Genomic DNA, 14,206 nt, shown 5'->3' on the forward strand with positions numbered 1-14,206 from the left:
CGCTCAAAACACGGCCCCCACACACGAATACGCTGATGTTCCATGCCCCGCATCAGCAAGGTCCTCATCGCGAACCGCGGCGAGATCGCCGTCCGCATCATCCGCGCGGCCCGTGACGCGGGCAAGGCCTCGGTCGCGGTCTACGCCGACCAGGACCGCGACGCCCTGCACGCCCGCCTCGCCGACGAGGCCTACGCGCTGAACGGCACCACGAGCGCCGACACCTACCTGGTGATCGAGAAGATCATCTCGGTCGCTCGCCGGTCCGGCGCCGACGCGGTGCACCCGGGCTACGGTTTCCTCGCCGAGAACGCGGACTTCGCCCGTGCGGTCATCGACGCCGGCCTCACCTGGATCGGCCCCTCGCCGGAGTCCATCGAGCGCCTCGGCGACAAGGTCTCCGCCCGGCACGTGGCCGAGAAGGTCGGCGCGCCGCTCGCCCCGGGAACGATCGAGCCCGTGCAGGACGTCTCCGAGGTCGTCGTCTTCGCCGACGAGGTCGGGCTGCCCGTCGCGATCAAGGCCGCGTTCGGTGGCGGTGGCCGCGGGCTCAAGGTCGCGCGCACCCGGGACGAGATCGAGTCCCAGTTCGAGTCCGCCACGCGGGAGGCCATCGCCGCCTTCGGTCGTGGCGAGTGCTTCGTCGAGAAGTACCTCGACAAGCCGCGGCACGTCGAGACCCAGTGCCTGGCCGACATGCACGGCAACGTCGTCGTCGTCTCCACCCGCGACTGCTCCCTGCAGCGTCGCCACCAGAAGCTCGTCGAGGAAGCCCCGGCCCCGTACCTCACGACGGCGCAGACGACTGCCCTGTACGAGTCGTCGAAGGCCATCCTGCGCGAGGTCGGCTACCTCGGTGCCGGCACGTGCGAGTTCCTCATCGGTGCCGACGGCACCGTGTCCTTCCTCGAGGTGAACACCCGGCTGCAGGTCGAGCACTGCGTGTCGGAGGAAGTGACCGGCATCGACCTCGTCCGCGAGCAGTTCCGGCTCGCCGAGGGTGGCGTGCTCGACTACGAGGACCCGACCCCGCGCGGACACTCCTTCGAGTTCCGCATCAACGGCGAGGACCCGGGTCGCAACTTCTTCCCCGCGCCGGGCCCCGTGCACGTGTTCAACGCCCCGTCCGGTCCGGGCGTCCGCGTCGACTCGGGCGTCGTGTCGGGCGACGTCGTCTCCGGTTCGTTCGACTCGATGCTCGCGAAGCTCATCGTCACCGGTGCCACCCGTGCCGAGGCGCTCGAGCGCTCCCGCCGCGCCCTCGCCGAGTTCGAGGTCGCCGGGCTCCCCACCGTCATCCCGTTCCACCGCGCGGTCGTCGCGGACCCGGCCTTCGCCACGGACGACACGACGCCGTTCTCCGTGTACACGCAGTGGATCGAGACCGACTTCGCGAACGACATCCCGGCGTGGAGCGGGGAGCCCGAGGCGTTGCCCGTCCCCGCCGAGCGCGACAGCGTCGTGGTCGAGGTGCAGGGCAAGCGCATCGAGGTCACCATGCCCTCGATCGTCGGCGGCGGTGCCGGCGGTGCCCGTCGTCCGTCCGGGCCTTCGGCTCCCCCGAAGCGCCGCTCCTCCGCCGTCAAGGGTGGTCGTGCGGCGTCGGGTTCGTCGGTCGCGTCCCCGATGCAGGCCACCGTCGTGAAGCTCGCGGTCGCGGAAGGCGACACCGTCGTGAAGGGCGACCTGCTCGTCGTCCTCGAGGCGATGAAGATGGAGCAGCCCGTCCAGGCGCACAAGGACGGCGTCGTGACCGGCCTCAACGCCCCCGTCGGCCAGACGGTCTCCTCCGGTCACGTCCTGCTCGAGATCGCGTAGCGTTCCCCGCGCCGCGCTCCCGTGGCGCGGGTCGGACACGAACGACACCTGGACACCAGCGCAGAACCCGCGCGTCGTGCAGGACGAGGCTCGTTCCGTCCGCACCGACACGACGAGGACCCGCTCGAACCACCGGATGCAGTGGTTCGAGCGGGTTCCTGTTCCGCTGTGGCGCGCCGCCCGTGCGCTAGGACACGAGGGGGCGGACCGCCGTCGCCAGGCGGTCGGCCAGCGCAGCAGCCTCGGCGGAGGTGGCCGCCACCGTGTCGATGTAGACCTTCACCTTCGGCTCAGTGCCGCTCGGGCGGACGATGACCCGCGCCCCGCCCTCGAGGTCGAAGCGCAGGATGTCGGACGGCGGGAAGCCCTCGACACCGTCGAGGAAATCCGTCACCGACGTGATCGCGACCCCACCCAGTTCGGTCGGCGTCGACGACCGCAGCGACGCCATGATCTCGCCGATCCGCGACAGGTCGTCGACCCGCGTCGAGACCTGCCCGGACGAGAACGCCCCGAACCGCTCGGCGAACGCGTCGAGCTGGTCGGCGATGGTCTTGCCGTCGGCGGCGAGTTCAGCCGCGAGGGACAGCAGTTCGAGCGCGGCCGAGATGCCGTCCTTGTCACGGATGACCTGCGGGTCGACGAGGTAGCCGAGCGCTTCCTCGTAGCCGAACAGCAGGTCCGGCACGCGGGAGACCCACTTGAACCCGGTCAGGGTGTCGCGATACCCGAGGCCGTGCTGCTCCGCGACGCGGGACAGCGCCGGCGAACTGACGATCGACGCGGCGAGCACACCGGTCGTCCCGGCGGCAGCGGCGCGTGCGGCGGCACGCCAGCCGAGCAACCACCCGACCTCGTTGCCGGAGAGTCGACGGTAGGAGCCGGCACCGTCCGGGATCGCGAGTGCCAGCCGGTCGGCGTCCGGGTCGTTCGCGATGACGAGGTCGGCGCCCAGCTCGACCCCGCGAGCGATCGACAGGTCCATCGCCCCCGGCTCCTCCGGGTTCGGGAAGGACACCGTCGGGAAGGCGCCGTCGGGCTCGATCTGCTCGGGCACCACGGCTGGTTCGCGGAAGCCGGCGCGCGCGAAGACGGCGCGTGCGGTCTCCCACCCGACCCCGTGCATGGCCGTGTAGACGACGGACGGCTGCTGGTCGACCGGGAGGCCCGGGGCCGGCACGGTCGCGGCCGTCGCGTCCACGTACGCCTGCACGAGCGAGGCGTCCGCCACGGTGTAGTCCGTGGCCCGTTCGAGGTCGCGGATGTCGCCCGCGGCGACCACGTCGATGGCGGCGGCGATCTCCGCGTCGACCGGCGGCACGATCTGCGAGCCCTGGTCGTCCCCGCCGAGGTACACCTTGTAGCCGTTGTCACGTGGCGGGTTGTGGCTGGCCGTGACCATGACGCCGGCGCCGACGTCGAGGTGCCGGACGGCGAACGCCACGAGCGGTGTCGGCAGGGCCGAGGGCAGCAGCGTCACGTCGAGGCCGAGACCCCGCATGACCTCGGCGGAGTCCCGCGCGAAGACGTCGGAGTTGACGCGGCCGTCGTAGCCGATGACGACGCTGCGGTCACGGCCGGAGTCGATGAGGAACCGCGCGAGCCCGGCCGCTGCCTGCGTGACGACGACGCGGTTCATCCGCAGGGGGCCCGCCCCGAGCTCGGCACGGAGCCCGGCGGTGCCGAACTGCAGACGTCCGGCGAAGCGGGCGGCGAGTTCGTCGGTGTCCCCGGCGTCGATGAGCTGCTGGAGTTCGGCCCGGGTCTCGTCGTCCGGGTCCTGCGCCGCCCACGCGCTGGCGGTGTCGACGACGCTCACAGTGCCGCCACCACGCGGGCGAGGAGGTCGGCGATGACGGGCTCGGCCTGCTTGCCGGCCTCGAGCACCTCGGCGTGGGACAGCGGCGTCTTCTGGATGCCAGCGGCGAGGTTCGTGATGAGCGAGAAGCCCAGGACGTCCATGCCGGCCTGCCGCGCGGCGATGGCCTCGAGCGCGGTCGACATGCCGACGATGTGGCCGCCGATGGCCTTCGCCATCTGGACCTCGGCCGGGGTCTCGTAGTGCGGCCCGCGGAACTGCGTGTAGACGCCTTCGTCGAGAGACGGGTCGACGGTCTTCGCGACCGCACGGAGACGGGCCGAGTACAGGTCCGTCAGGTCGATGAACGTGGCGCCCTCGAGCGGGCTGTCGGCGGTGAGGTTGATGTGGTCGCTGATGAGGACCGGGGTGCCGGGCGTCCAGGTCTCCTTGATGCCGCCGGCACCGTTCGTGAGGACCATGACCGACGCGCCGGTCGCGGCGGCGGTCCGGACGCTGTGGACGACCCGACGGACGCCGTGGCCCTCGTAGTAGTGCGTCCGGGCGCCGATGACGAGCGCGTGGCGACCATCGGCGAGCCGGATCGAGCGGACGGTGCCGGAGTGTCCGGGCACGGCCGACGCGCTGAAGCCGGGGACGTCCGCGGCGGGGATCTCGGACACGGTCTCGCCGAGCAGGTCGGCGGCCTTCCCCCAGCCGGAGCCGAGCGTCAGGGCGACGTCGTGGCGCTCGATGCCGGACCGGGACGCGATGACGGCTGCGGCGTCACGGGCCACGTCGAAGGGGTCGACGGCGGGGTCGTTCAGGGGGTTGTCGGTGCTGACCATGCGCCGATCGTACCGGGAGCGGACCTAGCCCAGCGCCTTCTCCACAGCCGCCGTGATCTCGCTCTGGTCGAAGTGGTTCCGGATGACGATGACCTCGGCGTAGGTCGTCCCGATGGCGTCCACGAACTCCTGGCTGGTGAGGATCACGTTGGCGTCGTCGGACACCTGGCGCACGGAGCCGACGTCGGCCGCGACGACCTCGGCCGACAGACCGAGGGCGGCCAGGGCCTTCTCGGCGTTGACCTTGAGGATGGCGCTCGCACCGATGCCGGCACCGCAGATGGTCACGATCTTCACGATGCCGTCACTCCCATGATGGTCCGGACCTCGGCCGCGGTCGTGGCGGCAGCCAGTCGACCGGTGACCGAGGCGTCGTTGAACAGGTTCGCGATCTCGCCGATCGACTCGAGGTGGGTGCCGACCTCGGCGACGGCGAGCCCGAGCACGACCGACACCGGGTCGTTGTGCGGGTGGCCGAACGCCACCGGCGAGGCCAGGGTCACGACCGCCAGGCCGTCCCGCGACACGCTCGACCCCGGTCGTGCGTGCGCGAACGCCAGCCCGGGCGAGATCACGATGTACGGCCCGTGCTCCTCCACCATGGCGGTCATGGCGTCGGTGTACGCCTCGGTGGTGGCTCCCGAGGCCACGAGGGCACCGCCGACCGCCCGCAGCGCGTCTCGCCACGATGACGCGGACGCCCCGAGCACGACGGCCGGGTCCGGCAGCGGCGGCAGCCCCATCGGGTCAGGCCTCCGCGTACCCGGCGGTGATGGCGGCGATGATCTCCTCGCGGTCCTCGAGCGGCAGGAACGACCCGAGGGCGGCGTTGATCTGGAACGCGGCGAGGTCGTCGAGGTCGTAGCCGAACGTCCCGGCGAGGAGCGCCAGCTCCTTCGACAACGTCGTGTTGCTCATCAGGCGGTTGTCGGTGTTGACCGTGACGCGGAAGCCGAGCTGGTAGAGCACGTCGATCGGGTGGTCGGCGAGGTCGTCGCCCCACGCGGCGATCGCACCGGTCTGCAGGTTCGACGACGGCGAGACCTCGAGCGGGATCTCGCGGTCCCGGACCCATGACGCGACCTCGCCGAGGGTGGCGAGCATCGAACCGTCGCCACCGTCGGTGAGGGTGACGTCCTCGTACACGCGCACGCCGTGCCCCAGGCGGAGCGCACGGCCGTCGACGAGCGCCGAGCGGATGGACGCGAGACCGTCGGCTTCGCCGGCGTGCACCGTGACGGGGAACAGCTCGGAGGCGAGGTGGTCGAAGGCCGCGCGGTGCTTCGAGGCGGGGAACCCGGCCTCGGCACCGGCGATGTCGAACCCGACGACCCCGCGGTCGCGGTGCCGGACGGCCAGTTCGGCGATCTCCATCGACCGGTCGGCGTGCCGCATGGCGGTGACGAGCTGGCCGATGCGGATCGAGCCGCCGGCGGCGTCGACCGCTTCCTCGATGCCGGCCTGCACCGCCTCCACCGTCTCGTCGAGGGTCAGCCCACGCTGCAGGTGCTGCTCGGGCGCCCAGCGGATCTCGCCGTAGACGACGCCGTCCGCGACGAGGTCCTCGACGAACTCGCGGGCGACACGGGTCAGGCCCGCGGCGGTCTGCATGACGGCGGTGGTGACGTCGAAGGTCTTCAGGTACTCGACGAGGGAGCCGGAGTTCGCCTGGTCGGCGAACCAGGTGGCGAGCTCGGCCGGGTCCGTGGTCGGCAGGTCGACCCCGTCGGTCTCCGCCAGCTCGATGATCGTCGCCGGGCGGAGTCCGCCGTCGAGGTGGTCGTGCAGCGAGACCTTGGGCAGGTCGTTGATGACCGCTCCGGCGTCGGGCAGGCGGTGGATGGTGGCGGCGTCGCTCATCCGCCCAGGCTATCGGTGGTCGCCCCGTCGGCGCAGTGTCCGGTGCACAAGACGAGCCGCGACGGACTGGAGGCTCCCCACACGTCCTGCGGGGAGCCTCCGGTCGGGTGGGTGTCCAGCCGCTACTGGATCCGCTCGCGCACGATCGGACCGCGCTCCGGTGCGGAGTCACCGATCGACCAGGCACCCTCGAGCGACTCCAGGGCACGCTCGAACCGGGCGGGCTCGTCGGTGTGCAGCGTCCACAGGGGCTGCCCGGCAGTGACGGTGTCGCCCGGCTTGACGTGCAGTTCGATGCCGGCGCCGGCCTGCACCGGGTCCTGGGCACGGGCGCGACCGGCACCGAGGCGCCAGGCCGCGATGCCGAAGGGCAGGGCCTCCTGCGTGGCGAGCACGCCGGACCCGGTCGCGGTGACGACGTGGGTCTCCGCCGCGACGGGCAGCGCGGCGGAGGCGTCGCCGCCCTGGGCCTCGATCATCCGCCGCCAGGTGTCCATGGCTCGCCCGTCGGCGAGGGCCGCGGCGGGGTCGGCGTCCTGGACCCCGGCCAGGCGCAGCATCTCCTCGGCGAGCGAGACGGTGAGCTCGACGACGTCGGCGGGGCCGCCACCGGCGAGGACCTCGACGGACTCGCGGACCTCGAGGGCGTTGCCGATCGTGAGGCCGAGCGGGACCTCCATGTCGGTGAGGAGCGCCGAGGTGGCGACGCCCGCGTCCTTGCCGAGGTCGACCATCGTCTGCGCGAGGAGCTTCGACTGGTCGAAGTCGGCCATGAACGCGCCGGAGCCGAACTTCACGTCGAGGACGAGCGCGGCCGTGCCCTCGGCGATCTTCTTCGACATGATGCTCGAGGCGATGAGCGGGATGCACTCGACCGTGCCGGTGATGTCCCGCAGGGCGTAGAGCTTCTTGTCGGCGGGCGCCAGCCCCGAGCCGGCAGCGCAGATGACGGCGCCGACCTGGTCGAGGATCTCGGTCATGCGCTCGTTCGAGACCGCGGCCTGCCAGCCGGGGATCGACTCGAGCTTGTCGAGCGTGCCCCCGGTGTGGCCGAGGCCGCGACCGGAGAGCTGCGGCACGGCGATGCCGAACGTGGCGACGAGGGGCGCGAGCGGCAGCGTGATCTTGTCGCCGACGCCACCGGTGGAGTGCTTGTCGACGGTGGTCTTGCCGAGCGAGCCGAACGACATCCGCTCCCCCGATGCGATCATCGCGAGCGTCAGGTCCTTGATCTCCCGACGCTCCATGCCGTTGAGGAAGATCGCCATCGCGAGCGCGGCCATCTGCTCGTCACCGACGTAGCCGCGTGTGTACGCGTCGACGAGCCAGTCGATCTCGGCGGCGCTCAGGGCGTCGCCGGATCGCTTCGTGCGGATGAGGTCGACGGTGTCGAAGGGCTCGACGGCCATGTGATCAGTGCTCCTGCTGGTAGGTGGCGAGGGTGCGCGGCCCGAAGGCGTCCGGCAGGACCTCGTCGATGGTGCGGATGCCCGAGACGGTCTCGAGGAGCATGCCCTCGGTGGAGTGCTCGAACAGCAGCTGACGGCAGCGGCCGCACGGCATGAGGGTGGCGCCGTCGCCGTCGACGCAGGTGAACGCGACGAGCTTGCCGCCACCGGTCATGAACAGCTGCGACACGAGCGAGCACTCGGCGCAGAGGGTCACGCCGTACGACGCGTTCTCGACGTTGCAGCCGGAGACGATCCGGCCGTCGTCGGTGAGCGCCGCAGCACCGACCGGGAACGACGAGTACGGCACGTAGGCGCGACCCATCGCGGTCATGGCGGCCTCGCGGAGCGCGTCCCAGTCGACGTCGACGTCCCCGTCCGTCGCGGTGCTCCCGTCGATGGGTGCGTCCGGGTCGGACGGGAGGGCCGTGGCCGGGTCCGTCCAGATCGGCTCCCCCGTCGCGGGGTCGGTGCCCACGCCGTCGTCTCCCGCAGCGTTCGTGTCGGTCATGTGCCGAGCCTCCCGGCTAGTTCTTGATGTACGGCTTGCCGGCGGCCGCCGGTCCCCGCGACTGGCCGACCAGGCCGGCCACCGCGAAGATCGTGACGACGTAGGGCAGCATGAGCAGGAACTCGCTCGGCACGGGCGAGTTGATGGCGCCGAGCGTGTTCTGCAGGTTCGACGCGAAGCCGAACAGCAGCGCCGCGAGCGTGGCCCGGATCGGGTCCCACCGGCCGAAGATCACGGCGGCCAGCGCGATGTAGCCCGCGCCGTCGGTCATGTCCTTCGTGAACGGCCCGACCGCGTCGAGCGTGAAGTACGCACCACCCAGGCCCGCGATCGCACCGGCGAGCGAGACGTTCCAGAACCGCGTGCCGGTGACGTTGATCCCGACGGTGTCGGCCGCTTCCGGGTGCTCGCCGACCGCACGGAGGCGCAGGCCCCAGCGGGTCTTGAAGAGCGCGAAGGTCACGACGGCGACCGCGATGTACGCCAGGTACACGATCACGGTCTGTTCGAACAGCACCGGCCCGATCACCGGGATCTGGTGCAGGACCGGGATCTCGAAGCGCGGGAAGGTGATGCCGACGTTGAGGCGCTCCTCGTCCGGCGAGAGCACCTGCGAGTACAGGAAGCCGGTGAGGCCGGAGATGAAGGCGTTGATGACGACGCCGACGATGACCTGGTCGACGAGGTACTTGATGCTGAACGCCGCGAGGACGAACGACACGAGCACACCCGCCACGAGGGCGCCGACGAGACCGACCCAGGCGGACCCGGTGATCGAGGCGATCAGGGCGGACGTGAACGCGCCGGCGAGGAACTGGCCCTCGATCGCGATGTTGACCACACCGACCCGCTCCGAGATGACGCCGCCGAGCGCACCGAACACGAGCGGGACGCTGAGGCCGATCGCGCCGACCAGCAGGCCGGGCAGCGGGATCGTCTTGTCGGCGGCCGCCCAGGTGAGGAACCCGACGACGAACACGACCGCGAAGGCGCTCGTCAGCCACAGCGGCACGGGCCGGAACCGGCCGACCAGCACGAACGACGCCGCCGTGGCGAGGGACAGGAGCACGACGACGACCACACCGGTCGGGAGGGCGGGCAGGCCGACGTCCGGCAGCTGCACGAAGTCGCCGGGGTTGGCGAGGCGGAACGTCGTCGTCCCGCCTCGGCCGACGCCGAGGAACAGGACGGCGGCGAGCACCGTGAAGACGACGAAGGCGACGGGTGCCTTCCAGCTCCTGGTGGTCTCGACCGGACGGTCGGCGACGGACGCGGTCGGGTCCGCGGTGGGGCTGATGGTGCTCACGCGGCGACCGCCTTCCGCTTGGTGCTGTGCTTGGTGCGACGGCGGGCGCCCGGCTGCGGGATCCGGAAGATCGCGCGGACGAGCGGCGGGGCCGCGATGAACAGGACGATGAGGGCCTGGATGACGTCGACGATGTCGATCGGGATGCCGCCCGCGGCCTGCATCGCGTACCCGCCGTTCTTCAGCACGCCGAACAGGATCGCCGCCCAGAAGGTGCCCCAGGGCTTCGAGCGACCGAGGAGCGCGACCGTGATGGCGTCGAACCCGATGCCGGCGTCGATGCCCGACGTGAAGCCGGTCGTGACGGCGCCCTCCACCTGGTAGGCGCCCGCGATGCCGATGAGCCCACCGGAGATCACGAGCACCCAGATGGTGAGGCTCGGCACGCTCATCCCGGCGACCCGGGCGGCGCGGGGGTTCTCGCCGATCGTCCGGAAGCGGAAGCCGAGCGAGGACTTGTTGAGGAGCCACCAGACGACGACCACGGCGAGGATCGCGACGATGAAGCCGACGTTGATGCCGAAGCGCGGTCCGAAGAGCGCTGGCAGCAGGGCGCTGTCCTTCGTCGCCGGGGAGATCGGGTTCGGGCTCCCACCGGCCTGCAGCAGCCCGGGAGTGCGGAGCATGAAGGAGAGCAGGTACAGGGCGACGTAGTTGAGCATGATCGTCAGGACGACCTCGTTGGCACCGGTCCGGGCCTTGAGGACGCCGACGATGCCGGCCCAGACCGCTCCGCCGACGATGCCGGCGAGGATCGTGAGCGGGATGTGCACCGCTGCCGGCAGGTCGAACGAGAAGCCGACCCAGCCCGCAGCCGCGGCGGCGATGAGGACCTGCCCCTGGCCGCCGATGTTGAACAGGCCCGCGCGGAACGCCACGGCGACGCCGAGACCGGCGACCACCAGCGGCACCGCGTAGTCGACGGACCGGGTGATCGGGGTGATCGCACTCGCGAACGACGGGGCGCCGAAGTTGACGACCGATCCCTGGAAGAGCGACGAGTACGAGCCGCCGACCGCGGTGCCGATCGCGCGCAGCATGTCGGTCGGGCGGGCGAAGAAGTACCCGGCCGCGGCCTGGACGTCCTTGTCGGTCAGGGCGATGAGGACGCCGCTCGCGACGAGGGCGAGGACGACGGCGAGCACGGTGGTGAGGACGGAGCCGTTGACGATGCTGCGCATCGCGTCGCTCCAGCGGCCGTCGCCGCCCTCGCGGCGCTCGCTGTCGGCCGCCGAGTCGGTCATCAGGTGCGGGGGGCCGGCGACCTCCTGCAGGCGGTCGTCGACGGCCGGTACGGCGGCGGAGTCGGCCGGGAGGCCCGTGGTCGCTTCGACGGGAGACGTGCTGCGGTCTGACGGCGGGGTGGCGCCGCCGTGCTCCGGCGTGGTGTCGCTCACGCGGCGAGCTCCGTTCCTGCGGGCAGTTCGCCCGCCATCATGAGTCCGAGGACGTCCCGGGGGGTGGACGCCGGGACGATCCCGACGATGGCGCCGCGGTACATCACGGCGATCCGGTCGGCGAGCGCGACGACCTCGTCGAGCTCGGTGGAGACGACGATCACCGGGACGCCGCTGTCACGGGTCTCGACGATGCGCTTGTGCACGAACTCGATCGAGCCGACGTCGATGCCGCGCGTGGGCTGCGCGGCCACGAAGAGCCGAAGGGGCCGGCTCAGCTCGCGGGCGAGGACGATCTTCTGCTGGTTGCCGCCGGAGAGCCGCCCGGCGGCCGTGGTCCGTCCGGGCGTGCGGATGTCGAACTCGGCGATCTTCTCGTCGGCGAAGGTGTCACGCTCGGCGGCGCGGATGGTGCCGGCGCGGACGAACTCGGCGGCATCGGCACGGTCGAGCATGAGGTTCTCGGCGATCGTGAACTCCCCGACCAGCCCGTCCTCCTTGCGGTCCTCGGGCACGAAGCCGACACCCGCGTCGAGGATCTGCTTGACACTGCGGCCGGTGACCTCGCGACCGTCGAGCGTGATGCGGCCGGAGCGGACCGGCTCGAGGCCCATGATCGCCTCGGTGAGCTCGGTCTGGCCGTTGCCCTGCACGCCGGCGATGGCGAGCACCTCACCGCGACGGACCGTGAAGGACACGTCGTCGACGAGCACGATGCCGTCCGCGTCGGTGACCGTCAGGTCCTCGACGACCAGCGCGGCCTCCCCCGGGCTCGCCGGCGCCTTGTCGACGACGAGTTCGACGCTGCGACCGACCATGAGCGCGGCCAGCTCGCTGTTCGACGCGGTCGGCGATGCCTCTCCGACGACCTTGCCGAGGCGGATGACGGTGATGCGGTCGGCGACCTCGCGCACCTCACGGAGCTTGTGCGTGATGAAGACGATGGCGGTGCCGGCTTCGCGGAGCTGGCGCATGATGCCCATCAGCTCGTCGGTCTCCTGCGGGGTGAGGACGGCCGTCGGCTCGTCGAACACCAGGACCGAGGCGTCACGGGACAGCGCCTTGATGATCTCGACGCGCTGCTGCACACCGACCGGCAGGTCACCGACCCGCGCGTCGGGGTCGACGTCGAAGCCGAACCGCGCGGAGATCTCGCGCACGCGCTTGCGGGCGCCGGCGAGGTCGAGACGCCCGCCGAACGCCGTCTCCTCCTGCCCGAGCATGACGTTCTCGGCGACGGTGAAGACCGGGACGAGCATGAAGTGCTGGTGCACCATGCCGATGCCGGAGCGCATGGCGTCGCCGGGCCCGTCGAAGTGCTGGACGACGTCGTCGAGCAGGATCTCGCCCTCGTCGGCCTGGTACATGCCGTAGAGGACGTTCATGAGGGTCGACTTGCCCGCACCGTTCTCGCCGAGGAGACAGTGCACCTCGCCCGGTTCCACGGTGATCGAGATGTGGTCGTTGGCGACCAGGGTGCCGAACCGCTTCGTGATGCCGCGGAGTTCGAGCTTCATGTCGGAGAGTCTATTTCTGTCTCGGGTGCGCGACGGTCTCCGTGCGCGCGAGAACGCGGGCGGAGGAGTGCTCCCCCGCCCGCGTTCGACGGACTACTTGACGGTGGCCTCGGTCTCGACCTCGATCGAGCCGTCGATGATGCCGGCCTTGATCTCGTCGAGCTCACCCTGCAGACCCGAGTCGACCTTGGACTCGTAGTCGTGGAACGGCGCGATGCCGACGCCGTCGTTCTCGAGCGTGCCGACGTACGGGGTCTTCGCGAAGTCGCCCTTGGCGGCCTGCTCGACGACGTCCTTGACGGCGGGCTTCATGCCCTTCTCGATCGAGGTGAAGGCGATGTCCTTGTAGCGGGGGTCGGCCTCGTAGAGGTCGCTGTCCGCGCCGATCAGGACCGAACCGTTGCCGGCGTCCTTGATCGCCTCGGCGGCGCTCTGGTAGATCGGCCCGCCGACCGGCAGGATCACGTCGGCGTCCTGGTCGAGCAGCGACTGCGCGACCGACTTCGCCTGGGTGCCGGCCTCGAAGCCGCCGGTGAAGGAGCCCTTCTGGCTCGCGACGTCCCAGCCGACGACCTTGACGTCCTTCTTCTTCTGCTCGTTGTAGTACTCGACGCCGTCCGCGAAGCCGTCCATGAAGATGGTGACGGTCGGGATCTGCATGCCACCGAAGGTGCCGACGACGCCGGACTTCGAGTAGGACGCGGCCGCGTAGCCGGCGAGGAAGGCGGCCTGCGAGGTGTCGAAGGTGATCGGCTTGACGTTCTCGGCGTCGATCGAGTTGTCGTCGATGATCGCGAAGTCGGTGTCCGGGTTGGCCTCGGCCTGCTTCTTCGTCGAGGCGGCGAGGTTGAACCCGACCGTGACGACGAGGTTGCAGTTCTGGCTGACGAGCTGCTGGATGTTCGAGTCGTAGACGGTGGCGTCCTTGGACTCGGCCTTCTTGTACTGGGCGCCGATCTCGTCCGCGGCCGAGACCATGCCCTCGTAGCCGAGCTGGTTGAACGACTTGTCGTCGAATCCACCGGCGTCGGACACCATGCAGGGCAGGAAGTCGGACTTCTTGGACGAGCTGGACTCGGACGGGGCGGACGCACAGCCGGCGAGCACGGCGACGGTGCCGACGAGCGCGAGGCCGCTCATGGCGATGCGACGGGAACGAGATGACACGGGGGGTTCCTCCGGGGAGATCGGGAGTCGGCCCGGAGTCACTGCGCACCGGGCGATCGTGAGGACAGTACACGACCGGCCGGGCGGTGCAGGACCCCTCCGGACGCCCTCCGGCATCGGTTACGTGATCGCGACCGCGTCGTAACGCGCCGGAAACGCGATGGTCCGCCCGTGACCCCAGTTCGCGGGGTTTCGTGATGGAGCGCTACAGCCGGGCCCCGGCCTGGAGGATCGGGCAGGCATCCCGCACATCCACCCGTCCGGCGCGTGGTTCAGGAGTCGAAGTCGGCGAGCACTCCTGCGAGCTTGCCACGGTCCTCCGCTTCGATGAGGCCAGCCTCGCGGAACCGATCGGCGTAGGCACCGGAGAAGTCCTGTAGCCCCGTGGCCACCGCTCCGAGCGCTTGCCGGCCTGCCCACGCAGCACGCTGTCGGCGGTACGCAGCGCACGGCTCAGTGCGGATGCGTCCCTCGCGTCGTACTCGATGTCCGCCATGCTCGCTCCCCCGCTCGCAGTTCCCGCGAGACGACGACAC

12 protein-coding genes are annotated in these 14,206 nt (G+C 70.8%); 1 reads left to right on the forward strand and 11 read right to left on the reverse strand.

The window, feature by feature from the left end; translation table 11 throughout:
• Window positions 1-42 precede the first annotated feature (42 nt).
• The gene (locus DEI83_RS04105; RefSeq protein WP_111080530.1) at window positions 43-1,818 is read left to right on the forward strand and encodes a biotin carboxylase N-terminal domain-containing protein; all 1,776 of its coding nucleotides are present in this window, start codon (window positions 43-45) and stop codon (window positions 1,816-1,818) included.
• Window positions 1,819-2,005: 187 nt separating this feature from the next.
• Here the strand turns inward: DEI83_RS04105 and DEI83_RS04110 are convergent, their stop codons facing one another.
• The 11 genes from DEI83_RS04110 to DEI83_RS04160 form a co-directional block, all read right to left on the reverse strand.
• A complete protein-coding gene (locus tag DEI83_RS04110) occupies window positions 2,006-3,637 on the reverse strand; it encodes a phospho-sugar mutase (RefSeq protein ID WP_111080531.1) in 1,632 nt (543 codons plus the stop codon).
• Window positions 3,634-4,464 (reverse strand): purine-nucleoside phosphorylase, encoded by an 831-nt coding sequence (locus DEI83_RS04115; RefSeq protein WP_111080532.1) that lies wholly within the window; start codon window positions 4,462-4,464, stop codon window positions 3,634-3,636. Before DEI83_RS04115 ends, DEI83_RS04110 begins: the two co-directional genes overlap by 4 nt.
• 24 nt (window positions 4,465-4,488) lie before the next feature.
• The gene (locus DEI83_RS04120) at window positions 4,489-4,761 is read right to left on the reverse strand and encodes a PTS sugar transporter subunit IIB (protein ID WP_111080533.1); all 273 of its coding nucleotides are present in this window, start codon (window positions 4,759-4,761) and stop codon (window positions 4,489-4,491) included.
• Window positions 4,758-5,207, reverse strand: coding sequence for a PTS sugar transporter subunit IIA (locus DEI83_RS04125; protein ID WP_111080534.1), 450 nt, complete (start codon window positions 5,205-5,207; stop codon window positions 4,758-4,760). Before DEI83_RS04125 ends, DEI83_RS04120 begins: the two co-directional genes overlap by 4 nt.
• A gap of 4 nt (window positions 5,208-5,211) precedes the next feature.
• Window positions 5,212-6,324, reverse strand: a complete 1,113-nt coding sequence (locus tag DEI83_RS04130) for an adenosine deaminase (protein ID WP_111080535.1) — start codon at window positions 6,322-6,324, stop codon at window positions 5,212-5,214.
• A gap of 122 nt (window positions 6,325-6,446) precedes the next feature.
• On the reverse strand, window positions 6,447-7,733 hold the full coding sequence (locus DEI83_RS04135) for a thymidine phosphorylase (RefSeq protein WP_111080536.1): 1,287 nt from the start codon (window positions 7,731-7,733) through the stop codon (window positions 6,447-6,449).
• Between the two features lie 4 nt (window positions 7,734-7,737).
• On the reverse strand, window positions 7,738-8,172 hold the full coding sequence (locus DEI83_RS04140; RefSeq protein ID WP_258371066.1) for a cytidine deaminase: 435 nt from the start codon (window positions 8,170-8,172) through the stop codon (window positions 7,738-7,740).
• A gap of 127 nt (window positions 8,173-8,299) precedes the next feature.
• Complete coding sequence (locus DEI83_RS04145) at window positions 8,300-9,589, reverse strand: ABC transporter permease (RefSeq protein ID WP_181431065.1); 1,290 nt, start codon at window positions 9,587-9,589, stop codon at window positions 8,300-8,302.
• Window positions 9,586-10,986, reverse strand: coding sequence for an ABC transporter permease (locus DEI83_RS04150; RefSeq protein ID WP_258371055.1), 1,401 nt, complete (start codon window positions 10,984-10,986; stop codon window positions 9,586-9,588). Before DEI83_RS04150 ends, DEI83_RS04145 begins: the two co-directional genes overlap by 4 nt.
• Window positions 10,983-12,503 carry an ABC transporter ATP-binding protein gene (locus DEI83_RS04155; RefSeq protein ID WP_111080538.1) on the reverse strand — a complete coding sequence of 507 codons (1,521 nt, stop codon included), beginning with the start codon at window positions 12,501-12,503 and terminating at the stop codon, window positions 10,983-10,985. The genes DEI83_RS04150 and DEI83_RS04155 overlap by 4 nt, the downstream gene beginning before the upstream one ends.
• A 93-nt stretch (window positions 12,504-12,596) precedes the next feature.
• Window positions 12,597-13,670 (reverse strand): BMP family protein, encoded by a 1,074-nt coding sequence (locus DEI83_RS04160; RefSeq protein WP_111080539.1) that lies wholly within the window; start codon window positions 13,668-13,670, stop codon window positions 12,597-12,599.
• Window positions 13,671-14,206: the final 536 nt, after the last annotated feature.

Source organism: Curtobacterium sp. MCBD17_021 (genome assembly GCF_003234525.1).
Taxonomy (GTDB): Bacteria; Actinomycetota; Actinomycetes; order Actinomycetales; family Microbacteriaceae; genus Curtobacterium.

Coding starts and splice junctions, on each gene's coding strand:
- DEI83_RS04105 (WP_111080530.1), top strand. CDS start 43: ATGCCCCGCATCAGCAAGGTCCTCATCGCGAACCGCGGCGAGATCGCC.
- DEI83_RS04115 (WP_111080532.1), bottom strand. CDS start 4,464: ATGGTCAGCACCGACAACCCCCTGAACGACCCCGCCGTCGACCCCTTC.
- DEI83_RS04125 (WP_111080534.1), bottom strand. CDS start 5,207: ATGGGGCTGCCGCCGCTGCCGGACCCGGCCGTCGTGCTCGGGGCGTCC.
- DEI83_RS04130 (WP_111080535.1), bottom strand. CDS start 6,324: ATGAGCGACGCCGCCACCATCCACCGCCTGCCCGACGCCGGAGCGGTC.
- DEI83_RS04135 (WP_111080536.1), bottom strand. CDS start 7,733: ATGGCCGTCGAGCCCTTCGACACCGTCGACCTCATCCGCACGAAGCGA.
- DEI83_RS04155 (WP_111080538.1), bottom strand. CDS start 12,503: ATGAAGCTCGAACTCCGCGGCATCACGAAGCGGTTCGGCACCCTGGTC.